This window comes from Segatella sp. (assembly GCF_977051555.1).
This window is the reverse complement of sequence record NZ_CDRSSE010000009.1, coordinates 19,407-43,932: the sequence shown is the minus strand read 5'-3', so window position 1 is coordinate 43,932 and position 24,526 is coordinate 19,407. Positions and strand designations below refer to the sequence as shown.

The following is a 24,526-nucleotide window of genomic DNA, read 5'->3' as shown; positions in this document are numbered from 1 at the left end:
CAATGAAGCAAAATTTGATACTATATACGACTACTGCTCTCCTCATTACACTCGGAGGACAAAGCACTATGGCTCAGGCTCAAAAGCAGCAACAGCTGAAGAAAAAGAGCTTTAGCCCTAAAATGCTCGTATATGAAAATCTGAAAAACAATAACGTGCTCAGACACTTCAAAGAACGCTTCGCTCAACTCGACACCCTACTCAATAACCCAATATGGGTAAAATCACCGGTCATCGAACTGGGACTCAACAAACAACATACAGCGGACATCAAAAAGACTGATTCCCTGTACTGGGCGAAGACGGCACACGAACAACTCGCCCTCAACCGACAAAACGGTCTGGAAGTGACCGGACAGGTTTATGCCCGACCTGACGCGTACTTCGACTCTGATGAAGACGACGCAAAAGAGGTATCAAAATATAAGATGAAGGTTCAAGCCGAACTCGGATGGAACATCATCAACTCGAAGTTCTACCAAGGCAAAGAGAAAAGAACGAAGATTGCTCTTGCCAATGAACTCGACCGCTTGCAAATAAAAAAGCGCCAAACTGCAGACATCTATGAAAAGGCAGCCGACGAGCTGACCGAACAATATAATTTCTATATCGGTACTGTTATAGCACACAGACTGGACAACCTCGACATCATGAACGAAGCCTACCAGTTTATGCTAGAAAAAGACCGAATCAGCAACGACAAGATGCTGAAAGTGATGAACGATAAGCTGGAGGCTGAATATGACATCTCCGTGCTCTGCACAGACAGAGATATCAGCAATAAGCCTATCTACCGCATCAAACCAACCAAGATAGTGGTAGACACAACAGCCCTCTGGAACCATCTGAACCAGGAAAGTCTGGATGCACGCATCATGATGGTGAAAGAACAGATTGCTGACAACGACAGCAAGCTGACCAACTATTTAAGCACTACCCGACTCACACCATTCGCAAGATGGTCGAGCTACTGGCAGAGCAACAACAAGATTTCGAACAATGCCGACGTGGGCGTGAGATTCACCATTCCTATATGGAACGAAACGCCACGCAAACGACAGGCACTGGAGACCCAGAAGGAAATCATACGCAGCAGCCGCGGTACCGATGTGAAGGAAATAAAACAGTCGGTAGGCATCCTGCTCAAGAAGATAGACAACCTGAACAAGGCTATAGCCACCGAGGCTTTCCATATAGACCAGACCGGCAAATATATCGAAATGCGGCGGTTTGCCTACCAGAACCAGAAACAGGGATACAACTATCTGATGCGTATGGACGAATATACGGGACTCCTGGAAAGTATGGAGCGTATGTACAAACTGATGCAGAACCGGGCCCTCGCTATCATCAATATAGAGAAAGCCGTGAGCATCTATGACAACAACAACATCTTCAAAGAAATAGAACTTTGAATGCAAGGAAACTAGAATATGAATGAATTCCAATATAATGGCACGCCACAAGAACAGGCGATGGCAGACTTGCTGAAGTCGCAGGGTCACCGCCTTGCCAGACAGCAGATTGTCTTTGCCCTGATCTTCCTGCTGGTTATCGTGCTTGCCGCCTACTATATTGTCACTCGTATGATATGGGCAACCTTCGACGGTTATATAACCCTCGATGAAAACCGTATCAGTGCCGTTGACGACATCTATATCCTTAAGGTGAACAAAGAAATGGGTGAAGTGGTACATAAGGGAGATACGCTCTACTCTTATGTACTGCTAGGTAATATTGTGAACCAATACGACCCGAACATCCTGCCTTCTGCCGTAAAGGAGACTCATGACATGGAGGTACAGGCTAAACTCGCACAGCAGGAGATTCCGGTGCTGCGTACCCGACTTGCCGAACTGAGAAAACAGAAAGCCTCTGAAAGTTCGGACATCTACTACGGTCTTACCGACAACACCAAGCGAAATGCACTGGATGCCGAGATTGCCGAGGTAGAAGAGGAATTGAGAAAGCAGGCTAACAAGGTGGAAATCTACGCACAGGCTAAGAACACCACCTATAACTTCATGAGCCACAGAGGAGCCGGCACCACAAATGCTGCCATGCCTTACTCCAACACTAGCATCTACAACCCAAGTCTGATACACTACTGCTGTGCACCAGCCGATGCTTACATCAAAAAAATCAATGTGAGCGACAAAACCCTGGTGTTCAAAAGCGAGGAGGTGATGGTTATCCAGCACACCGACTATGCAGACTGTCATCTGGGCGTAATCGCATACGTACCCAACGACATGGTGAAGTATATGGAAAGCCCTGACGATGCCGACATCATCATCAACAAAGACCTGAAACTGCAGGCTAAGTTGCAGATGGTAGGTCTGAGAGTAGAGGAAATACCAAAGCATCTGCTGAGTAACTTCTCGCATGATGCCAACGCAGTGGTTGCCGTCTTCACCCTGAACCCGAACCAGAGAGTACCGGCATGGGTAATGAGCAACAGACTACCGGTAAGAGTAAGAGTGAACAAGATTGATGCCATGCTCGATCCGAAGCCACTACCGATGTACACCATCCCAGTGGGCAAGAACGAAAACGTGAAGCGAAGCAACATGATTTCGAGCGGCAACAATAATCATCAAGATAAAACGGAATAAAGAATGATTGGACTTAGAAGAAACAAACGTGGAGACATGGTGCTCACCATCGATAGCTATATAGATATCGACTCGACACCGGACATCCAGTCCGACTACTTCGATTGTGTTTACATCAATACGAAGAGTGAGCGTGCGTTCCATGCTATACTGTATGGAGCCAGTCCAATCTTATCGTGGAAATGTAGCTACAAACCGATATTCGTCAATACGGCGGTATCGGGAAAGGAACAGATTATCGACTATATCATCGATGCCTATGTGAGCGACATGAGCAATGAGAAGGTATACGAGATTATTGACAGAATCAAGATGGCAAGACAGAAGTTTGGTGTAAAAAGCGAAACAAGCCGTCCTACACAGCCTAACCAGCTCTTTGCCAATATTCTGAGATTCCTGCTCTCAAGAGACCAGCGAATCATGGGACACCGACTGCTGGAAAAATCGTCTTTGGGATATATCAACCCTATCTTCGAGCACTACCACAGTATGGGTCTCTTCCATCTCAACGAGATGTTCATGTTCATCGACTCTATGGTGGAGTACGGTTCACTGCGCATTCACCGCTTCCTGCTCAAGGAGCACCTATGCCCTAAGTGTAACCACTCTCACCTGCTCTATACAGAGTGCTGTCCGAAGTGCGGAAGTTCGAACCTGAAGATTCAGAACATCATCCACCACTTCAGCTGCGCCAACGTATCGCCGGAAAGCAGCTATAATGTGGGCGGTATGCTCATCTGTCCGAAGTGTCACAAGAAACTGCGCCACATCGGTGTTGACTATGACAGACCAGCCGTGGTATATACCTGCAACGACTGCGAGAACTCGTTTACCGCGCCTATCACCAAGTCAACCTGCTGCTACTGCCAGAGCACCTATCCGGTAAATGCCCTGGTGCCACGAGACGTAGTGGACTACGAGATAACGGAAGAAGGAATCAGAACACTGACCAACGGCAACATCATGTTCAACAACATGGCGAACATCTATGATAACTTCATGGAATATTACCTGCTGATAAACCGACTGCGACGCCAGCTGATGGAAACCTACCGCAAGGATGAACTCTCGGTCATGGTAGGCAAGATATGGATTATAGATGATAACAAGGATACCGTAAAGATAAAGGAAAGCATACTGGGCAAGCTCTGTAGAATCTTCTCCAATCACAAGGTGTCTTACAACAACAATATCTTCTACGTATCCTCTACCCTCTATGAGCAGGGAGAAACGGTGGAAGAGGCCCAGCAGAAATTGAGCAAGGAGATGTCGGTAGCCATCAGAAAGCTGGCCAACTCGATAGAACCGGACGAGATTATCTGCAGCATGCTGGAAACCAAGACGAAGACCATCGCCAACAACTATGACGAGTTCTTCAACAAACTGCAATATGTGGATATGACTCCAGACGACTACTGCCGCTACTCAGAGGAACCTCTGATGAAGGAAGAAGAGAAAAAGGTGCAGCCGCAGGAAGAGTTGCTCGACACGGAGCCGAAGGAAGATGAAAACGACAAGATACAGAAGCGCATCGTGCTCTACAAGAAACTCGTTGCCATCCTTGTCACCATCGCAGGTATACTCATACTTATGGTACTCTTAGCACTTACCGTGCTGAGATAAGCCATCAAGAAGAAAGGGAAAAGCGTATGTTTAGCATAGCAGAACATCTGAACGATTTCTTCGACTGGATCAGCACGCTATCGTTTAGCAGTATCGTGAAAACCTACTGGTTCCTCTTCTTCATCGAGATGCCAAGATATTATATCCTGGAATATCTCGTAATCGGAAACCGACTGATGAAGAGAAACCAGATAGATAAAGAGAAAGAATATGCCAAATTCTTCCTGTACCGCGAGAATCCACTCGTAAGCATCCTCGTACCGGGCAAGAACGAAGGCAAACATATATTCAAAATGGTGAACTCGCTGGCTGAGCAAACCTACCGCAACTACGAAATCATCGTGGTAGACGATGGTAGCGACGACGACACCAAACTGATTTGCAACGACCTCTACCGGGCTGGGTATATTACCCACTACCTGAGGTTGGATACAAGAGGCGGTAAAGCTGCCGCCAGCAACTATGGAGCCCAGATGGCAAGAGGCAAATACATCGTATGTCTGGATGCTGACTCTTCGCTCGACCGTGATGCACTGGAGAAGATTCTACTCCCCTTCTACATCGACGGAATGGTAAAGGGCGTAGGCGGATGCGTGAAGGTGCGCAACTACAAGGAAACCATCTGCTCATCGCTGCAGGCTTTCGAATACCTGAAGCGAATACAGGTGGGACGTATCGTAACCAGCGAACTGGGTATCTACCACATCATCTCGGGAGCATTCGGAGCCTTCGAAAGAAAGACGCTGAAAGAAATAGGCTACTGGGATATCGGACCGGGACTGGACGGTGACCTGACACAGAAGCTCCGCAAAGCCGGATATAAAGTGAAATTTGCCGAAGATGCCATCTGCATGACCAATGTGCCTACCAAATGGTACAAGCTGTATCATCAGCGCATCAGATGGTCGCGCTCGCTCGTGAGATTCCGACTACGCAAGCATGCCGACATTCTGTTGCCTACAAAGAACTGGAGTATCCTTAACTGGTTATCTAATATGGAGAGTGTAGTTTTCGACTGCTTCCTCAATTTTCTGTGGTTGTGGTATATCATCAAGCTCGCCATCACGTTTAACACGCACATCGTTGAAGTGTTGGCACTGGGCTACTTCATCAGAGTATGCTTCTCGCAGCTTGCCTTCATCCTGGTGCTGATGGTTTCAGAAAGAAAGAAAGATGTGTGGTTCCTCTACAGATATCTGCCACTGATGTCGCCTTATACAGGTTATTTCCTGCGTATCGCCCGTCTGTCGGCTCATCTGCAAGAGATCTTCTTCCGCCGTTCATACAAGGACGCCTGGAATCCGGAGAAGACTTCGCGCTATGCTCAGCTTGAAGGAATCTAAAAGACCTGAGCTACTTGCTGTAACATACTTACAGCAGGGAGCTCCCAATAAAAGAAATAACATTATATAAAACATAAACAGAATATAGTATATGATAAACAAGTCTTTTGAGTTTAAGATTGGAGTAATAGGATTGGGATATGTTGGTACTCCACTGGCATGCTTATTCTCAAAGAAATACGATACATGGGGTTATGACATCAAAGCTGAGAAGGTAGCCAAGTTAGCCAAAAGCGCGATGGAAGACAACAGACCTGTATCCAAAGCTTTGGAACAGGGACTGAAACTGACCAGCAATATTGATGACCTGAAGAAGTGTAATGTGTATATCATCGCTGTACCGACACCGGTGAACAAATCGAACAAGCCAGACATCAGTTGCGTGCGCAATGCTACAGCTGAGGTTGGCAGGATTCTGAAAGAAGGTGATATCGTAGTCTACGAGAGTACCGTTTACCCAGGTCTGACAGAAGAGGTCTGCGCTCCATTACTGGCATCTACATCAGGATTGAAGTTGAACCAGAGTTTCTTTGTAGGCTTCTCGCCAGAGCGCATCAACCCGGGCGATACTGTTCATACCATCGAGAACATCGTGAAGGTTACCAGCGGTTCTACACCCGAAGCAGCAGCTATCATCGACAGTCTCTATGCTTCAGTACTTACCCATGGCACCTACAGGGCGAAGAGTATCAGAATAGCAGAGGCATGTAAACTGATGGAGAACTGCCAGAGAGACATACAGATAGCCTTCTTCAATGAGATGGAAAAGATTTTCGACAAGATGAACATCAACATCGAAGACGTAACGGCGGCAGCTAGCACAAAATGGAACTTCGTGCCAGCTACTCCAGGACTCGTTGGAGGCCACTGCATCGCGGTAGACCCATACTACCTGATTAACAAGGCACAGGAGGTTGACGTGGTACCATCGCTGCTCTCTACAGCCCGCGAGGTTAACGAGCAGATGGCGGTATGGATAGCAGGAAAGATAAAGAATGCATCTGAAAGCAGAAAGTTCAAGGCTCCGGAGACTAACGTGCTGATTCTCGGCTTCTCGTTCAAGCCAGACAGCGATGATATCAGAAACACAAAAGTAGCCGATCTCTATATCAACCTGGTAGGAGCAGGTTACAAAACCACACTCTACGATCCATTGGTAGATGTAGAGGAAGTAAAAAAAGAATATAACATTAAGGTGACAGATGATCCTAAAGTTCTGGAAAAGGAGTACCAGATTGTGGTAATCGGTACCCATCACAAAGTGTTTGACAGTATTGACATGAACAAACTTATCTCGGATAAAGGATTCATGTGCGACATTTATGGCATTCACAAGCCAAGAAGCTAGAGCTTCAAGACCAGATAGAACCTTTATAATAAACCAGTGAAAAATGGAAAAGAACAAAGTGCTAATCGTCGATGATATTTCAGAAAATATTGAAACTATTTCTGAAATGATAAAGGACTTTGACATCGACGTGAAAACTGCAAATGGCGGAAAAGAAGCCATTGAACTGATTGACTCATTCAAGCCGGACGTGATACTGCTCGACTTGATGATGCCAGATGTAACTGGGTGGGATGTAATAGACCATGTACGCTCTAAATACTCGAAAAGTGAAATGGTCATCATCGTGGTTTCCCTGTTAAGCAACAAGGATAATGTGGATGAATGCTACGAGCTTGGAGTAAACGACTACATCACAAAGCCTATCATCAAAGCCCGTCTCACCAGTTCGCTAGACGCTCATCTAAGCAGTCTTGCAAGAGGCTAAAGTGCCTCTTGCAAGATTGCTTCTGCATGAGCTATGCGATCACTAGTAGGAGGATCTATGCCTTCCAGCGGGTAGGCAACACCTAGTTTCTCATACTTGTAGATACCCATCTTATGATAGGGTAAGACATCTATACGCTCAATATTAGAGAGTGTAGAAAGAAAATCGCGCAACTGATAGAGGTATTCATCCTTGTCGGTAATACCTGGAATCAGGACGTGACGAATCCATACTGGTTTGTGGATCTCGCTTAAATATCGTGCACAATCCAGTATGTTTACATTAGAATGGCGGGTGAGTTTACGATGCTCTTCATCGTTGATATGCTTGATATCAAGAAGAACAGTATCTGTGACGGCCATCAGACGCTCGAATTTATCGAAGAAAGCACCCTCTTTCCTAAATGGTTGCGCTGATGTATCAAGACAGGTATTGATGCCACGCTGATGGGCTTTCTCGAAAAGTTCGATGAGAAAGTCTATCTGCATCAGGGCTTCTCCACCACTCACAGTAATACCGCCCTTGTCACCCCAATAACTCTTGAATCGCTCTGCCTTATCCAGCAGGTCATCGGCACTCCATTCCTCTCCCACTCCCATCTTCCATGAATCCGGGTTATGGCAGAACTGGCAGCGCATGGGACAACCTTGCAGAAAGATCAAAAATCTGATGCCTGGTCCATCTACAGAACCAAAGCTCTCTATGCTGTGAACAAATCCTTTCATGCGCCAACTTCAGTCTTTTCTTGTTTGTGGATTATATAAACAAGAGTTAAACATGCTCCGCAAATCAAAAAAGTTACGGCACCTAAAAAATAAATCAGTCCCATTATTTCTTTCTCCTTCTTTTTAATAATATTATTAACCAGACTCCTATTACAAGAAAAAGTACTATAAAAAAGAAACCTGCCCCATAAAGGAGTACTTTATTTATGCTTTCCTGCATAATACCTGCTAATATGACACCGCCAATAATTAGCTTGACAACATCAAAGCAGAACTTATAGCCCTCTTCCAAAAGAGCTTTTTGTTGTTCTATATTGAGTTTCATACCGCAAAGATAGTAAATTTATCAATATCTTGCTCCATTTTGCAGTTAAATAAGCTAAAATTGCCCGCTAAATATCCTCGAAAAGAAAATCTAGCGGGCAATCTATATGTTACAAAGAGACAAGAGAATTCTTCACTCTTCCCTCTTCATTCTTCACTTCCTTAGAGTCTCTCGTGAGCCTGACGAGCGATTACGTCGAGCTGCTGCTCGCGTGTCAAGTCGATGAACTTAACAGCGTAACCACTTACACGGATAGTGAAGTTCTGGTACTCTTCCTTCTCTGGGTGCTCCATCGCATCCTTGAGCTTGTCGATACCGAATACATTCACGTTCAGGTGGTGAGAACCCTGGTTGAAGTAACCATCCAATACACCTACCAATGTCTGGGCACGCTCCTCATCGTTATGACCGAGAGCACCTGGACTGATGGTCTGAGTATTAGAGATACCATCGAGAGCATACTCGTATGGCAACTTAGCTACTGAGTTCAATGAAGCCAAAAGACCGTTCTTCTCTGCACCGTAAGATGGGTTAGCACCTGGAGCCAAAGGAGCACCGGCAGGACGACCATCAGGCATGTTGCTGGTGAACTTACCGTATACTACATTTGATGTGATAGTCAAGATAGATGTAGTTGGCTCAGAATTGCGGTATGTATGATGCTTCTTGATCATGTTCATGAAGGTCTTGAGCAACCATACTGCAATCTCATCAGCACGCTCATCATCATTACCGTAACGTGGGAAGTCACCCTCGGTCTTGAAGCTGAGAGGGAAACCAGTCTCATCACGGACGATGTTTACCTTGGCATACTTGATAGCTGAGATAGAGTCAACCACGTGGCTGAAACCAGCGATACCTGTAGCGAAAGTACGACGAACATCAGTATCGATGAGCGCCAACTCTGCTGCCTCGTAGAAGTACTTATCGTGCATGTAGTGGATGAGGTTCAATGTCTTCACATAAACGCCAGCCAACCAGTCCATCATATCCATGAAACGTGGCATGAACTCCTCGTATGTCAATACATCACCCTCAACGGCGCGATACTTAGGACCGCACTGCTCGCGTGTCTTTGAATCAACACCGCCAGATACAGCGTAGGTCAAGCACTTAGCCAAATTGGCACGTGCACCGAAGAACTGCATTTCCTTACCTGTCTGAGTAGCAGATACACAGCAGCAGATGCTATAGTCGTCACCCCAAACCGGGCGCATTACGTCATCGTTCTCATACTGGATAGAACTTGTCTTTACAGAAATCAAAGAAGCGTAATGCTTGAATGCCTTTGGCAAGCGAGAGCTATAGAGTACTGTCAAGTTTGGCTCTGGTGAAGGACCCATGTTCTCCAATGTGTGGAGGAAACGGAAATCGTTCTTGGTAACCATTGAGCGGCCATCCTGACCCATACCACCAACCTCGAGAGTAGCCCAAACTGGGTCGCCGGTGAAGAGTTCGTTATAAGAAGGGATACGGGCGAACTTAACCATACGGAACTTCATAACCAAGTGGTCGATAAGCTCCTGAGCCTCATCCTCAGTAAGAGTACCCTCATTCAAATCGCGCTGGATATAGATGTCGAGGAATGTAGAGATACGGCCTACAGACATCGCAGCACCATTCTGAGTCTTCACAGCTCCGAGGTAACCAAAGTACAACCACTGAACAGCCTCGCGAGCGTTCTTAGCAGGCTGAGAGATGTCGTAACCATACAACTGAGCCATCTCCTTCAAGCCCTTGAGCGCCTTAATCTGCATAGAAACCTCTTCACGAAGACGGATTACTTCGTCAATCATCTCACGGTCGCCCATGTTAGCGAGGTCGTTCTTCTTCTCCTCGATGAGGAAGTCGATACCATAGAGCGCTACACGACGATAGTCACCTACGATACGGCCGCGACCGTATGTATCAGGAAGACCGGTAAGAATGTGGTTATGGCGAACGAGCTTCATCTCTGGAGTATAAGCATCGAATACGCCATCATTATGAGTTTTGCAATACTTGTGGAAGATTTCGTGGAGCTTCTCTGATGGCTGATAGCCATATGTTGTACAAGCCTGCTCCGCCATCTTGATACCACCGTAAGGCATGAAGGCACGCTTCAGAGGCTTATCAGTCTGAAGACCTACCACTTTCTCCAAATCCTTGGTACCTTCACCGATATAGGCAGCACCATAAGCTGTCAATCCTGAAACGATTTCTGTTTCCATATCAAGCACACCACCCTTGGCGCGCTCCTCCTTCTGGAGTTCCTTCAACATACCCCAAAGGGTGTTAGTTGCCTGAGTTGGTTCTGCAAGGAACGACTCATCGCCGTCATAACAAGTGTAGTTGTTCTGAATGAAATCACGAAGATTCACTTCACTCTGCCACATGTTTCCTTTGAAACCTCTCCATTCTGTTTTCATCATTTTGATACCTTTTTTTTATAAAGTTAATAATTATATATTTTGCACACACTATCTATTTTGAGTTGGTTTTATACCTATTATATATAGTAAAATAAAAAAGCCCGAACACGTTTGTGCCCGGGTTTTTAAGCACCTTCATTTGAAGGTGCGTAAATCATGATGTTATCGTTCTTTCCGACAGCATCTGTTTTTCCTACATATCCTAAGTTAATTCCCACTTTTAATTTCATGTCTTTTAAATTCATTATTTGTAATTGGCTTGCAACAGTTTTGCAATGCAGGTGCAAAGTTACGACAATAAAATGAGAAAAGAGAAGAAAACCGAAACATTCTTCTCTTTTCTATGAAAAATCATCATTTATGAGTATCATTCTACTGATTCTCAAAAAAATGATTGAGATTTTCCATGAATAATCCGAAACACTTGTCATGAATCTGGCGTGTCATGGTAACAGGGTTCTCCGCATTCAGAATGGTACCGCTCATTGCCACACCGATGCCCAATTCTGCAAGCGGATCTATATCGTCTGGAGTCAAACCTCCGATGGCTACCATAGGCAGAGAGATTTTATTCTCCCTCATCTTCTCAATAATCTGGCGATAACCTTCTATACCCAACACCGGAGAGAGTTTCTCCTTGGTAGTAGTATAGCGGAACGGACCACAACCGATATAGTCAGCCCCCTGTTCATGCAAACGACGAATATCATTAAATGTATTGGCTGTGCCTCCGATAATGAATTCATCACCCAGGAACTTACGGGCCTCATCAACCGGCATATCATTCTTTCCAAGATGTACACCATCTATCTGTAACTTCTTCACCAGTTCTACACGGTCGTCGAGGATAAAAGTTGCACCGGCACCCTCGCAAGCCAACTTTAACTTACGGGCTATAGGCTCAACCTCTTCATCGGTAGCACCTTTCATGCGAAGCTGAACCCAATCACATCCTCCGATAAGTGCCAGATAGGCTCCTTCGAGATAAGAGAAGCGCTCGTTCTGATGCGTGATAAACTGAAAGCTCGTCTGAAAATGAGCTAATGCTAAAGACTTGTTCATACGTACTATAAAATATCAATTCGCTTGCAAAGGTACTACATTCACCCGACAAAATCCTACAATTTACCTTTTTTAAACTTCGTCATTTTCGGCAAAAATAATCCAAAATAGGCTACAAATTTGCAAAAATAACGAAAAATCCTCATTATTAAACGATTTGTAAACATCATTAAGAAGATTTTTTATTAATTTTGCAGCCGAATTATTAGTTGAAACAAAAAACAATATATATAATATGACATTATCAACTACAATCAAGACACTCGCCTTTGCCTCTATCCTGGCGTTGGCTCCATCGCAGATGATGGCAGCACAGAAAGGCGGTACTTTCACTACTGGAGACAAGACATTCCTCCTTAATGGCAAACCATTCGTAGTAAAGGCTGCCGAGTTGCATTACCCTCGTATTCCTCGCGCTTATTGGGAGCATCGCATCAAGATGTGCAAGGCGCTTGGCATGAATACCATCTGCCTCTATGTTTTCTGGAACATCCATGAGCAGCAAGAAGGAAAGTTCGATTTTACGGGTAATAACGATGTGGCTGCATTCTGCCGACTGGCTCAGAAGAACGGCATGTACGTGATTGTACGTCCGGGTCCATACGTTTGTGCAGAATGGGAAATGGGCGGTCTGCCTTGGTGGCTCTTGAAGAAAAAGGATATCCGTCTGCGTGAGCAAGATCCATACTTCATGCAGCGTGTAGAAATATTCGAAAAGGAAGTAGGCAAGCAGCTGGCTCCGCTCACGATCCAGAATGGTGGCCCTATCATCATGGTTCAGGTGGAGAATGAATATGGTTCTTACGGAAAGGACAAACCATACGTAAGTGCTATCCGTGACATCGTTCGCAAGAGTGGCTTCGACAAGGTAAGTCTCTTTCAGTGCGACTGGTCATCCAACTTCCTGAACAATGGTCTCGATGACCTTACCTGGACCATGAACTTCGGTACAGGTGCCAACATCGACCAGCAGTTTAAGCGTCTCGGCGAGGTTCGTCCTAACGCTCCAAAGATGTGTTCTGAGTTCTGGAGCGGCTGGTTCGACAAGTGGGGAGCCCGCCACGAGACCCGTCCTGCCAAAGATATGGTTGAAGGAATGGACGAGATGCTGAGCAAAGGCATCAGTTTCTCTCTATATATGACCCACGGCGGAACTAGCTTCGGTCACTGGGCAGGAGCCAACTCTCCAGGTTTCCAGCCAGACGTAACCTCATACGATTACGATGCCCCTATCAACGAATGGGGATTGGCTACACCTAAATTCTATGAGCTCCAGAAGATGATGGCGAAATACAACGATGGCAAGAAGTTGCCAGCCGTGCCTAAGGCTCCAATGTCTATCATCAAGGTACCGGAGTTCAAGTTTACCGAATACAAGCCTTTGAGCTACGGTATCGGAAAGGAAAAGGAAAGCAATGCTCCACAGAGCTTCGAAGATATGGATATGGGATGGGGAACCTTAGTTTACGAGACCACAGTTCCTGCCATCGAAAACATATCTACTTTGACTGGTGAATTCCATGATTTTGCCCAGGTATATGTGAACGGAAAATATGTTGGCAAGATTGACCGTGTAAAGAACGAGAAATCACTCGAATTGCCAGCGATGCCACAGGGAGCCCAGCTCACCATTGTGGTAGAAGGTATGGGAAGAATCAACTTCGGTCGTGCCATCAAGGATTACAAGGGTATCATCGGCAACGTAACCATCACTACACAGAAAGAGGATTGCGAGTTGACTCTCACCCCTACCCGATGGAACAACAGTACCATTACTGATGATTATCAGACAGCGGTAAAGGCACTCGCCATGCCAACCAACAAGATGCGCGGTCTTCAGACCAAAGCAGGCTACTATCGTGGCTACTTCAACATCAAGAAGGTGGGCGATACCTTTATTAATATGGAGGCTTTCGGCAAGGGTCAGGTTTACGTGAATGGTCATGCCCTCGGTCGCTTCTGGCAGATTGGTCCTCAGCAGACCCTGTATCTCCCAGGTTGCTGGTTGAAGAAGGGAAAGAACGAGGTTATCGTGCTCGATGTAGTTGGTCCGAAGGGCGAGGCTGGTAAGCCAGGTTCTACTGTGGCTCCTACCGCTTTCTGCCAGGATCATCCAGAACTCGACAAGCTGAATCTCGAAAAGAGCAACAAGCACAACGAGCCGGGCCATCGCATGGATCTGAATTCTGAGACCCCTGTATTGAAGGGTGAGTTCAAGGCTGGCAACGGCTGGCAGACCATCAAGCTCGACAAGCCTGTAACAGGTCGCTACTTCGCCATTCAGGCAGAAAGCAGCCAGAGCGGCGACAGTCAGATTGCCCTTGCTGAGGTACATCTTCAGGACGCACAGGGCAACAGAATAGACAGGAATAACTGGGTAGCTTTCTACGCAGATAGCGAAAAGGGCAACTCTACCCTCGACAAGATGTTCGACCTTCAGGAGAGCACCTACTGGCAGACAGAGAAGGGAGCCAACTTCCCACATCTCGGCATCGTGGATATGGGCAAGGAAGTTACCATCTCAGCCTTCGAGTACTTGCCATGTGCCGAGCAGGGCGCTCCAGGCAGCGTGAAGGCATTCAAGCTCTATGTAAAGAAATAAATGAAAAGAGGGAGACCGAAAGTCTTCCTCTTTTTTTTATTTTGTTTTTTTATACTTTCTTATTTTAATATATGAATACTTTTCTGTACCTTTGCACCATAAAACTATTTATTTTATGTTAACAGATATTGAAATAGCTAAATCAGTAAAATTGCGCCCTATCAATGAAGTGGCAGCAGAACTTGGAATTCACGAAGACCAAGTGGAAAACTACGGCCGTTACATCGCTAAGATTACTACGGACAGAATTGACAGAAACAAGTTTAAGAACCATCATCTCATCCTCGTTACCGCTATCAGTCCTACCAAGGCTGGTAATGGCAAGACCACCGTATCCGTAGGTCTCGCCCTGGGTATGCAGAAGATTGGCAAGAAGGCTGTAGTGGCTCTTCGCGAACCATCTCTGGGTCCTTGCTTCGGCATGAAGGGTGGTGCTGCAGGTGGCGGTTACGCCCAGGTTTTGCCTATGGATAAGATTAATCTCCATTTCACTGGCGATTTCCATGCCATTACAGAGGCCAACAACATGATTGCTGCCCTCCTGGATAACTACCGTTTCCAGCACGAGGCAGAGGGTTTCAAGTTGAAGAAGATTCTCTGGCGTCGCGTGATGGACGTAAACGACCGTGGTCTCCGCCGCATCATCACCGGTATCGGCGATAAGAACGGCATCGAGACAGAGACTGGTTTCGATATCACTCCTGCTTCTGAAATCATGGCTATCATGTGTTTTGCAACAAGCATCGATGATCTTCGTCGCCGTATAGATAACATCCTCTTGGGCATCACCGAGGATGACAAACCATTTACCGTAAAGGATATGGGTGTAGGTGGCAGTATCGTTGCTCTCCTTCTCGATGCTTTGAAGCCAAATCTGGTTCAGACAACAGAGGGAACACCGGCATTTGTTCATTGCGGTCCTTTTGCCAACATTGCTCATGGCTGTAATTCTGTCATGGCTACTGCTGCAGCTCTTGAGTATGGCGACTATGCCATTACAGAGGCAGGATTCGGTGCAGATCTCGGTGCAGAGAAGTTCTATGACATCAAATGCCGCAAGACAGGTTTGCAACCAGACCTCACCGTTCTCGTTGTTACCCTCCAGGCGTTGAAGATGCATGGTGGTGTAGCTCTGGAAGATATCAAGAAGCCAAACATCTCAGGTATGGAAGCCGGTTATTGGAACCTCGACAAGCACGTAAAGAACCTGCAGAGCTTTGGTCAGACTGTAGTGATTGCATTCAATAAGTTTGCAACCGATACAGATGAAGAAATTGAAGTATTGCGCAAGCATTGCGAGGAGATGGGTTGCGGTTTCGCCGTAAACAGCGCCTTTGCCGAAGGCGGAAACGGAGCTATTGAACTTGCCAACCTCGTAGTGAAGACCATTGATGAGCGTCCATCAGCCCCTCTCTATTTTGCTTACGATGATAACGATAGCGTTGAGGAGAAGATAGAAAAGGTTGCATTCAATCTTTACGGAGCAGGCAGCGTGACATTGAGCGATTCTGCCAAGGCGATGATTGAAGAGATCAAGAAGCTGGGTGCTGAAAAGTTCCCTATCTGTATTGCCAAGACTCAGTACAGTTTCTCTACCGATGCCAAGGCATACGGTCCTACAGAAGGTTTCGAACTCCACGTTCGCGACATCACCGTAAATATGGGTGCCGAGATGATTGTAGTCATCGCTGGTCCTATCATGCGTATGCCGGGCTTACCAAAGAGTCCACAGGCTGAGCGCATTGATGTAGTAAACGGTGAGATTATTGGTCTTTCTTAAGCACTACAGATTTCACAGATTCATATAAAAAAAGCCCAGGGCGTGATGTCTTGGGCTTTTTCATTTATCTCATACTGAATTCGCAACCACAATATAACTGATTATAGAATTCATTGATTCTCAAGAGTTCACCTCGGCGATTCTGTAAACCGCCCTTCCGCCAATTCATATCCCACCATTCTACATCAGGATAAGCCTCAACGGCAAGATGACCGGCAGTATCTATCTGCCTGATATTCTTCCAGCGCGAAGATGCCAACGTGGTAGTAAGAAGATGAAATCCATGCTCCTGCGCATACTTGGCTGCATGAGAGAGGCGGAACTGAAAGCAGACAAAACAACGGCCGCCACGCTCGGGCTCATCCTCTAAACCCTTAATAACAGAAAGCCACTCCTGATGATCATACTCATCCTCTACATAAGGTACATTCTGGGCTTCCAGAAATCGTTTCAGTTCATGTTTGCGTACATCATACTCCTGCTGAGGATAGATATTGCTGTTACTGAAATATACTGTAGGCTTCATACCATTACGAAGCATACATTCTACGATAGCCGCCGAACAAGGTGCACAACAGGCATGCAACAAGACAGCCTGACCTTCAGCCTTGCTTCCATCCGGGAGAGTAAGTTTTACGTATTTATATTGTTCTTCTACAGGAATCTTCATTATTATCAATATTAAATATAAAATATAAAATGTGAACAGCTACTTCTGTTACGAAGTATTTTCGCTTTGCTTCAAAAAACAAATGGAGTACAATCTCACGACACCCCCCATTTGCCCAAATATATGCGAAAACTAGTGCAAAGGTACAACATTTATTCGAACCGCCAAATTTTTAACGCGTTTTTTTCATCACAATGGTTCAAGCGGCAAACATTTAACTGTATTTTAACACTTAAACACCAGTTTTGTTATCTTTAAGAACTATAAATCACGTTTCAGCGTGATAACTGTCAGTTCAGGCCATGCGCCTAGGCGGAAAGGGAAAGAACCACCAATACCCGATGATACATAGAGCATCTGCTCACCAATCCGGTAAGCTCCGCCCCACTCTTTGAAAGCCATGCGGGCAGGCGTCCATTTACCTATTTTCAATTGTCCGGCATGCGTATGTCCCGCCAGAGTAAGTTGTATCTTCTTACCAACTACTTCTCTGCGCCAATGGTGAGGATCATGACTCAAGAGGATTTTAAACATATCTGGATTCAACCCCTTCATCGCTTTCTTCAGATTACTGCGATTGGTGAAAGGAGGCTGACCGGGATTCTCTACGCCAATTACAGCGATAGATGCCATACCATGACTCACCACATGATGTTCGTTCATCAGCTGATGCCACCCCAGACTTTCCTGATAACCATAGAGCATACGGCGGTTTCTCTTCAAAGCGCCAATAGAATGATTGTTGCCATATTCACAATAATCATGATTTCCCCAGATAGAATAGATGCCATCTGGCGCATGAAGCTGCCCCAGCGTATCCAGATAAGGCTCCACTTCGCTGGCTTGGTTATTGACCAGATCGCCCGTAAAGAGAATCATATCGGGTTCTTCATTGTTGGTCGCATCCACCACCTTCTGCACGAAATCATTGCCGGGAGGAAACGAACCGAGATGAAAGTCGGTAATCTGTACCAGACGGTAACCATCAAAATAAGGTGGCAAATCGGGCGAGGTAAAGGTAATATGTTTCAGTTCTAACCGCTTCCAACCCTCTATAAAGCCGAAGGCAAACCACCCCATTACACCCAAAGCAGGAATCAGAGCAAAAAACCAAGGAAGAAATGCATCGAACAGGATGAAGACAACCTTAGGGAATGCCGAGAAAAGTATGGTAGTAAAGAGTACACGGACTGACAACTTATGGAAGAACCCCATCTGCAACCCCACTTCGGCAAGAACAAGTAACAACGAGGGAACCCACCATAAGATGGCTAGCAGCAAAGGCCACTCACTCACCCCGATGTGCCAAAGCCAGAAGTCGGGCAGGAATGCCAGAACCGACATGACTACTATATAGAATATGGATCTTAATATCTTTTTTAATACCTTCTTCATTGTTTTTCTTTATAACTGGGTACAAAGGTACGATAATTCATAGACAATACAAAATAAATTTAAATATATTTTCAATGTTTTGTTATTTGAGAAGATTGCATTATCTTTGCAAAAGAAAAATTAAATAAAATGGCACGACGACTAAGAAAAAAACGCATAGCAATCATATTGCTTACCTTTACAGCAATCGTAGGATGGACTACACACAGCTGTGTATCTCGCTGTACATCAGCATCAGATAAGAACAAGGCGGCAGATTCGCTCCCTAGGGTTCACATCAACGATTCCATCTCAAATGCCCTGACAGAGGGGAAGGAATATCATGAGATGGACTCGGTAATAGAAAGGTATCTCAAGAGATGGGAAATCAATGGAGCCCAACTCGTCATCACCCGCAACGACTCGCTACTCTATGCCCGCGGATTCGGAATGGCGGATAAGGAGCGAGGCATCAGAATGGAGCCTAACATGCTGATGCGCTTCGCCTCCGTATCGAAACTGATTACAGCAGTAGGTATCATGAAATTGCAGGAGATGAAGAAACTCAAGCTGAACGAGAAGGTGTTTGGCGAAAAGGGAATCCTGCGCGATACCGTTTACAACAACAGTATCAAGGACAAGCGATATTACGATATCACCGTAGAACAACTGCTGCGCCATCAGGCAGGTTTCAACAATTATGCCGGTGATCCTGTATCTTCCACCCGCTACATCATGATGCAGAACCATCTCAAAACGCCACCTGATCACCCTACCCTGCTCAAGATTCTCTTGAAGCGCCACTTGGGTTATACTCCTGGCGAAGGCAAATGCTACAGTAATCTGGGCTACATGATTCTCTCCATGATCATAGAGAAGAAGAGCGGAATGAAATATGAAAACTTCATTCAGAAGTATGTGCTCCACCCTGCCGGCTGCTACGACATGCATATTGCAGGAACTTACTTAAAGGACCGCCGACCTAACGAGACGAAGTACTACATGCACCAGGGCAGCATCCCAGTGTATGAATACAACAACAGTGGACGACTGGTGGAGAAATGCTATGGTGACACCGACCTTCCCCGCCTGTCGGGTGCAGGAGCCTGGTGTGGTTCGGCAGCCGAGCTGAGCCGTTTCATAGCCAGCATCGATGGTTTGCCACATGTCAAGGATATCCTCAGCAAGAAGAGTATCGAGTTTATGACGTGCGAGCAGGCTGACCACCAATACTCTATCGGTTGGAACTATACACCAAAGAGCGACAAACCATGGATTCGTACCGGTTCGCTGGCAGGCACATCAGCCATCGTCCTGAAATATCCGGATAACCAATGCTGGATTCTCATCACGAACACATCTACATGGAAAGGCCACGGCTTCTCTAACGATACTATAGCTTTCTTCGAGAAACTGAGAAAGAAATATATGACAAACATGCCAAAGAAAGACTTGTTCTTATAAAACCAGAAAGAGGGTGAATCATAAGTAAATGATTCACCCTCTTTTTATATTAATGATATGTTGTCTGAAAAGATAATTATACCTTAGAATGTATACTTCAAACCAACCTGGCCACGCCAGCGGCTGTAGTATGAGCTAGGATACTTGAGAGGCATATCAGATGAGTTAGCAAACTGGAACACGCCATCACCCTTGTACGTGATAGGAGAAATAATCTCGCTGTTATAACCACTACTGAAGGTACGGCCCCAATCCTTGTTCAGGAGGTTAGCCACGTTCATGATATCCAAAGTAAGTTCCAAAGCATGTACATACTTACCTGTACGGATGCCAAACTTCTGACCGAAGTGGAAATCGAAATGACTTTCGAACGGCAAGTTAGCACCATAACGCTCGAAGTACTCACCACGATGATCCTTCACATAGTCTGTAGTAGCAAGCCACTGCTTCAAATTAGCACGCTGCTGCTCAGCAGTATAAGCATCAGTACCCAAGAACTTCATTTGGTCTACCTGCGCATCTGTAGGGATGAAAATCAAGTCATTACTTGTACCATTATCTCCGTTAATATCTCCACTATAAACGAGAGAGTAAGGAGAACCGCTCTGACCCTGATAGATAAGACCTACTGTAGTGGTAAACAACTTGTTGGTTCCCCAGTTGAAGTGATAGAAAGCAGAAGCCTTCACTGTATGAGGCACATTATAAGCACTATTAGCCAACTCTGGGTTGTTTGAGAAGCGATAAGTATGAGTATTACGCCAGTTGCTCTGAGCAACGGATGAGGTCATACTGCTTACAGACTCTGAGTGAGTGAATGTATAAGATGCATTCAGATCAAGACCGAACGCAAAGTGCTTAGCTGCAGACAAAGACAGGCTGTAGCTGTAGCCCTTGCTGGTATTATACATTGCATAGATGTTGTTAAACGACTTAGCATCTGCCACCTTTGTATAAAGAGGACGGTTATCCCAGTTCATGTAAGAGGTCTGAGACAAGGTCTTACCAGTCTCCTCATAAGCCAAGTTCTTGTAATAAACATCATTCAGACTCTTGCTGAAGATACCCTCAGCAGTCCAGTCGATACCCAGGAGATTGAAATCGAAACCAAGATTAACACGCATAGACTGAGTGAACTTGAAATCCTTGTCAAACACATTGATCAGCTGGCTACCGAGAGCCTTCAGTTTATCTGCATTCTGAGTCTGCTTGTTAGGATCCATGATGAGCTGCACATCAGAATTATTTTTTGCAGAGTAAGAAGATGTCTGCACACCAGTATTCGTAAAGTTGTTGCTCAACCAGACGAAAGGAATACGACCAGTGAATACACCGATACCTCCACGAAGGATATATTTGCGGTTCTTCTCAATATCCCAACGGAAACCTACACGAGGGCTCCACATTGGTGTACTGGCAAGTTTCTGATTGGTTTTGAAACCATATCCCTTACCTGCTGCCCACTCATTGAATTTAGCATTCTCGGTAGGCGTATCAAAGAACAGAGGCATATCCATACGGAGACCATAGGTGAGCTGGAAGCTGTCTGTCACATCCCACTTGTCCTGTACATAAAAGCCCAGCTGAGCTGCGCTAAACTCTGGTGCCCAACGAGGATTACCAGTCACCTCAACATTAGCCTGTGTGAAGTAGAAGTTCTTGATATACTTACCATCACCTCCAAAACCATCAGCTCCACAACCCTTATAATAATTTAGGAAGTCGTCTGGAGTATCAAAATAATAGCATCCATAGAGATTCTGAAGGAAGAGGTTAGAGAACTTGTAAAGCTCATTATGTGTACCGAATGTCAGTGTATGATTCCCCTTGAACCATGTAAAGTTATCTTCGAGGGTATAAATGTCCTGATTCAATCCATTAGCCATTGAGGAATATTCATTACCGATATTCATGGTACCATTTCCTACCTTATAGATAGTGATAGATGGCGCTGGCTTACCAGAAGTACGCTCATCACGAACACGAACGTAAGATACACGTGCCTCATTGCTCAGGTTTGGAGAGATGCGGCTCTGCAACTCTGCGGCGAAAGAATGAGTTTTAGATTTGAAATCATACAAGTGATCGGTAGTATTCAATGTAGCAATACCACCCAGACCAAGCGTCTGCTTAGCATCAACATAACTCCAACGTACAGAGAACTTGTTGAACTCGTTGATATTCCAATCCAACTTCAAACCAGCTTTCTGGCTCTTCACGTTCTTATCTTTATCTGCCCATGAAGTTGCATAATCATAACCCTGACGGTTAGCCAAGTCATAAATCTTAGACATCAAGTCCTTAGCCAAATCCGGATTAAACTTAACATCTGGAGAATCGATGGTATACTGAGTTGGGTACGACTTTTCTGAATTCTCATAGTTTGCGAAGAAGAAGAGTTTGTTCTTGATGATTGGACCACCGAGCGTAAATCCGAACAAAGTTTCCTTCTCATCATCATAAGGCTGAGCATAGGTACCATCCATATTCTTATAATGACGACCTACCAAATCCTGGTTGTTCCCATAGAAATAGCCACTTCCATGGAAGTCATTGGTACCGCTCTTGGTTACCGCGTTGATGGCACCACCGGTAAAACCACCCTGACGAACATCGAATGGAGCGATATTTACCTGAATCTGGTCAATAGTCTCCATAGAAACAGGCTGAGATCCTGCCTGACCACCATTACTGCCATTAGCAGTAAGACCGAACACGTCGTTATTCATCACACCATCAATCTGGAATGAATTATAACGGTTGTTCATACCGGCAAATGACATAGAACCAGACTGTCCGTTCGTAGTAAGCTGTGGATTCAGGCGAGCCACATCCGCAATACTGTGCGAGATAGAAGGCATATCAGCTATCTGCTGAGCATTGATACTCATGGCCGCACCGGTCTTCGTACCATTCAGACCAGCCTTACCCGAAACAACAACCTCCTGAAGCTGCTTGGCATCTTCCTGAAGAGAGCAAGAGAGATTTTGGCTTTCACCCAAGTTCAGACTGACATTGTTGAAAACCTTGTCCTTATATCCGATATAAGAGATACTTACCTTGTAAGGACCACCTGGACGCATACCCTGAATAGTATAGCGACCATCTACATTTGTTACAGCACGATACACAGTACCAGATGGCTGGTGTGTAGCAGTAACAGTAGCCCCAATAACGGTTTCGCCATTGGAAGAAATTTTACCACTAATGCCTGAAGTGGTAATCTGAGCCATTGCCGAAGTCACCATGAAGGCGAGCAAAGCCAGAAGTAGTTGCAATCTTTTCTGCATGTTGTTTTGATTCTTTTGTGAATAAATAAAGAGAGAACCGCGCACCTCGTACCGTGTGCATTCACTCTTATAAACAAATATGTTGCAAATATAAACATTTTTTTTGAGACAACAAGCAAAAAACAGAGAAAAATGATAGAATACACCAAAAAATATGCAAATAAACGAAAAAAAATGCACTTCCCTCGAAAAAGAGAAGTGCATCGCGATAGAATTATTCTAATGGGAACTCTTCCCATGCATCAAACTTATTTCAACAAATCTTTGACCTCTGACAAATTACCATCATTGGCAGCAGGTTTGATTGAAAGGAGATAATTAAGCAAAGGATAAACATCTACGTTTTTAAAGACTTTATCCTTAACATATCCTTTTTTAAAATCAGGGCCAGCTGCACGGAATAGGACATGCATATCGCTATAAGTTGGATCAAAGCCATGATTTCCGGCTAAGACCTCATTCTTATCACTGGGTACCCAACCTATGTCTGTAGTAACAACAATGTCGGCAATGTTCTCATTTGTACCATAATTTAAATAGGCAGGCATTTCTGATTTACGCCATGCTCTAATATGAGGTACCTTAGAAAGAGCTTTCAGTATTTTATTTTCACATCCCTTATTGGTATATATCATCGTAGGGAATCCCATTGCTATGTTTTTGTACCATGACTTATCCAAATAATGGGTCAGATTAATGATACGTTCATTCGAGTTACGGTCCATACCATGGTCTGCTGTCACAATCAGGTTCACATTTTTACCATCGGGCATCTTCTGGATATCTTTCCATAACTGTCCGAGAAGGCAATCTAAGGTCTCTACTTGCATACGGGTTTGCCTACTCTCAGGACCATAAGTATGACCTGAATGGTCAGGCTCATCAAAATAAGCCATGATAAGCTGTGGGCGTTTATCTTCCGGCATTTTGAGCATCCGCTCTATTTCTGCTATTCGCTCAACATAAGTCAGCAACGGTTTCTGCTCATAATTATAATAGATATCAGGATAAGTGCCCTGTATGGCAACATCTGAGCCAGGCCAATAAACCACGCCTACCCGCTTTCCCTGTCGTTTGGCGGTAATCCAAACAGGTTCACCTCCCCAGAAGCGGGGATCCATTTTTGTTGTTTTATCACCTAAACTAAACACCAGTCCACTCTTTTTATCAAGAAATTTATTGGCTATAATTCCATGATGATCAGGAACCAAGCCCGTTGCCAGAGTATAATGGTTAGGGAACGTAACAGATGGAAACGAAGGCTGCATAATAGCTTTTACTCCATCCTGTGCCAAATTGTCAAGAAAAGGCGTATCATACATCTCGGGATAATCCCAACGGCATCCGTCTAAGGAAATTATCACGGTTCGATGTTCCTGTGCCAGGCTTACAGAAAAGGGAGCCAGGAAAGAAATCAATAATAATAATATTTTTTTCATTATGATCTATTTTATTTGAAATCAAAAA

General features: G+C 45.1%; 17 protein-coding genes. 9 read left to right on the top strand and 8 right to left on the bottom strand.

From position 1 onward, the window contains the following. Positions 1-2 precede the first annotated feature (2 nt). From ACWJAO_RS03735 to ACWJAO_RS03710, 6 genes are all read left to right on the top strand, one after another. Positions 3-1,415: a hypothetical protein gene (locus tag ACWJAO_RS03735; RefSeq protein ID WP_449139303.1), complete on the top strand. Its 1,413-nt coding sequence runs from the start codon at positions 3-5 to the stop codon at positions 1,413-1,415. A gap of 18 nt (positions 1,416-1,433) precedes the next feature. Continuing rightward, on the top strand, positions 1,434-2,615 hold the full coding sequence (locus tag ACWJAO_RS03730) for a multidrug transporter (protein WP_449139302.1): 1,182 nt from the start codon (positions 1,434-1,436) through the stop codon (positions 2,613-2,615). A gap of 3 nt (positions 2,616-2,618) precedes the next feature. Then, positions 2,619-4,238: a TackOD1 domain-containing metal-binding protein gene (locus tag ACWJAO_RS03725; protein WP_449139301.1), complete on the top strand. Its 1,620-nt coding sequence runs from the start codon at positions 2,619-2,621 to the stop codon at positions 4,236-4,238. A 26-nt stretch (positions 4,239-4,264) separates the two neighbouring features. Continuing rightward, positions 4,265-5,581 carry a glycosyltransferase family 2 protein gene (locus ACWJAO_RS03720; protein WP_144150542.1) on the top strand — a complete coding sequence of 439 codons (1,317 nt, stop codon included), beginning with the start codon at positions 4,265-4,267 and terminating at the stop codon, positions 5,579-5,581. A gap of 91 nt (positions 5,582-5,672) precedes the next feature. Then, positions 5,673-6,929, top strand: coding sequence for a nucleotide sugar dehydrogenase (locus ACWJAO_RS03715; RefSeq protein WP_449139300.1), 1,257 nt, complete (start codon positions 5,673-5,675; stop codon positions 6,927-6,929). A gap of 43 nt (positions 6,930-6,972) precedes the next feature. Beyond that, positions 6,973-7,356 (top strand): response regulator, encoded by a 384-nt coding sequence (locus ACWJAO_RS03710; protein ID WP_264899142.1) that lies wholly within the window; start codon positions 6,973-6,975, stop codon positions 7,354-7,356. Here the strand turns inward: ACWJAO_RS03710 and pflA are convergent. The 4 genes from pflA to ACWJAO_RS03690 all read right to left on the bottom strand — a co-directional run bounded on the left by pflA (position 7,353) and on the right by ACWJAO_RS03690 (position 11,879). Beyond that, the gene (gene pflA / locus ACWJAO_RS03705) at positions 7,353-8,081 is read right to left on the bottom strand and encodes a pyruvate formate-lyase-activating protein (RefSeq protein WP_449139299.1); all 729 of its coding nucleotides are present in this window, start codon (positions 8,079-8,081) and stop codon (positions 7,353-7,355) included. The genes ACWJAO_RS03710 and pflA overlap by 4 nt on opposite strands. A gap of 103 nt (positions 8,082-8,184) precedes the next feature. Next, positions 8,185-8,406 (bottom strand): DUF6722 family protein, encoded by a 222-nt coding sequence (locus ACWJAO_RS03700; protein WP_233401292.1) that lies wholly within the window; start codon positions 8,404-8,406, stop codon positions 8,185-8,187. Positions 8,407-8,567: 161 nt separating this feature from the next. Then, positions 8,568-10,814, bottom strand: coding sequence for a formate C-acetyltransferase (gene pflB, locus ACWJAO_RS03695; RefSeq protein WP_317585508.1), 2,247 nt, complete (start codon positions 10,812-10,814; stop codon positions 8,568-8,570). A gap of 375 nt (positions 10,815-11,189) precedes the next feature. Continuing rightward, complete coding sequence (locus ACWJAO_RS03690; RefSeq protein ID WP_449139298.1) at positions 11,190-11,879, bottom strand: thiamine phosphate synthase; 690 nt, start codon at positions 11,877-11,879, stop codon at positions 11,190-11,192. 235 nt (positions 11,880-12,114) lie between these two features. On the opposite strand from ACWJAO_RS03690, the gene ACWJAO_RS03685 reads away from it, so the two are divergent. Both ACWJAO_RS03685 and ACWJAO_RS03680 read left to right on the top strand, forming a co-directional pair. Then, on the top strand, positions 12,115-14,481 hold the full coding sequence (locus ACWJAO_RS03685) for a beta-galactosidase (RefSeq protein ID WP_449139297.1): 2,367 nt from the start codon (positions 12,115-12,117) through the stop codon (positions 14,479-14,481). A 115-nt stretch (positions 14,482-14,596) separates the two neighbouring features. Beyond that, the gene (locus ACWJAO_RS03680) at positions 14,597-16,261 is read left to right on the top strand and encodes a formate--tetrahydrofolate ligase (protein ID WP_449139296.1); all 1,665 of its coding nucleotides are present in this window, start codon (positions 14,597-14,599) and stop codon (positions 16,259-16,261) included. Positions 16,262-16,325: 64 nt separating this feature from the next. Here ACWJAO_RS03680 and ACWJAO_RS03675 read toward each other — a convergent pair whose 3' ends face one another. Both ACWJAO_RS03675 and ACWJAO_RS03670 read right to left on the bottom strand, forming a co-directional pair. Further along, positions 16,326-16,931, bottom strand: a complete 606-nt coding sequence (locus ACWJAO_RS03675; protein WP_449139295.1) for an epoxyqueuosine reductase QueH — start codon at positions 16,929-16,931, stop codon at positions 16,326-16,328. A gap of 261 nt (positions 16,932-17,192) precedes the next feature. Next, a complete protein-coding gene (locus tag ACWJAO_RS03670) occupies positions 17,193-18,326 on the bottom strand; it encodes a metallophosphoesterase (protein WP_287819016.1) in 1,134 nt (377 codons plus the stop codon). 129 nt (positions 18,327-18,455) lie between these two features. Here ACWJAO_RS03670 and ACWJAO_RS03665 point away from each other — a divergent pair, with 129 nt between their 5' ends. Further along, positions 18,456-19,769, top strand: a complete 1,314-nt coding sequence (locus ACWJAO_RS03665) for a serine hydrolase domain-containing protein (RefSeq protein ID WP_264910027.1) — start codon at positions 18,456-18,458, stop codon at positions 19,767-19,769. Between the two features lie 83 nt (positions 19,770-19,852). Here ACWJAO_RS03665 and ACWJAO_RS03660 read toward each other — a convergent pair whose 3' ends face one another. Together ACWJAO_RS03660 and ACWJAO_RS03655 are read right to left on the bottom strand one after the other, a co-directional pair. After that, on the bottom strand, positions 19,853-23,059 hold the full coding sequence (locus ACWJAO_RS03660) for a TonB-dependent receptor (protein ID WP_287796988.1): 3,207 nt from the start codon (positions 23,057-23,059) through the stop codon (positions 19,853-19,855). A gap of 248 nt (positions 23,060-23,307) precedes the next feature. Further along, positions 23,308-24,498 carry an alkaline phosphatase family protein gene (locus ACWJAO_RS03655; RefSeq protein ID WP_287819020.1) on the bottom strand — a complete coding sequence of 397 codons (1,191 nt, stop codon included), beginning with the start codon at positions 24,496-24,498 and terminating at the stop codon, positions 23,308-23,310. Positions 24,499-24,526 lie beyond the last annotated feature (28 nt).

Coding starts and splice junctions, on each gene's coding strand:
- ACWJAO_RS03735 (WP_449139303.1), top strand. CDS start 3: ATGAAGCAAAATTTGATACTATATACGACTACTGCTCTCCTCATTACA.
- ACWJAO_RS03730 (WP_449139302.1), top strand. CDS start 1,434: ATGAATGAATTCCAATATAATGGCACGCCACAAGAACAGGCGATGGCA.
- ACWJAO_RS03725 (WP_449139301.1), top strand. CDS start 2,619: ATGATTGGACTTAGAAGAAACAAACGTGGAGACATGGTGCTCACCATC.
- ACWJAO_RS03720 (WP_144150542.1), top strand. CDS start 4,265: ATGTTTAGCATAGCAGAACATCTGAACGATTTCTTCGACTGGATCAGC.
- ACWJAO_RS03715 (WP_449139300.1), top strand. CDS start 5,673: ATGATAAACAAGTCTTTTGAGTTTAAGATTGGAGTAATAGGATTGGGA.
- ACWJAO_RS03710 (WP_264899142.1), top strand. CDS start 6,973: ATGGAAAAGAACAAAGTGCTAATCGTCGATGATATTTCAGAAAATATT.
- pflA (WP_449139299.1), bottom strand. CDS start 8,081: ATGAAAGGATTTGTTCACAGCATAGAGAGCTTTGGTTCTGTAGATGGA.
- ACWJAO_RS03700 (WP_233401292.1), bottom strand. CDS start 8,406: ATGAAACTCAATATAGAACAACAAAAAGCTCTTTTGGAAGAGGGCTAT.
- pflB (WP_317585508.1), bottom strand. CDS start 10,814: ATGAAAACAGAATGGAGAGGTTTCAAAGGAAACATGTGGCAGAGTGAA.
- ACWJAO_RS03690 (WP_449139298.1), bottom strand. CDS start 11,879: ATGAACAAGTCTTTAGCATTAGCTCATTTTCAGACGAGCTTTCAGTTT.
- ACWJAO_RS03685 (WP_449139297.1), top strand. CDS start 12,115: ATGACATTATCAACTACAATCAAGACACTCGCCTTTGCCTCTATCCTG.
- ACWJAO_RS03680 (WP_449139296.1), top strand. CDS start 14,597: ATGTTAACAGATATTGAAATAGCTAAATCAGTAAAATTGCGCCCTATC.
- ACWJAO_RS03675 (WP_449139295.1), bottom strand. CDS start 16,931: ATGAAGATTCCTGTAGAAGAACAATATAAATACGTAAAACTTACTCTC.
- ACWJAO_RS03670 (WP_287819016.1), bottom strand. CDS start 18,326: ATGAAGAAGGTATTAAAAAAGATATTAAGATCCATATTCTATATAGTA.
- ACWJAO_RS03665 (WP_264910027.1), top strand. CDS start 18,456: ATGGCACGACGACTAAGAAAAAAACGCATAGCAATCATATTGCTTACC.
- ACWJAO_RS03660 (WP_287796988.1), bottom strand. CDS start 23,059: ATGCAGAAAAGATTGCAACTACTTCTGGCTTTGCTCGCCTTCATGGTG.
- ACWJAO_RS03655 (WP_287819020.1), bottom strand. CDS start 24,498: ATGAAAAAAATATTATTATTATTGATTTCTTTCCTGGCTCCCTTTTCT.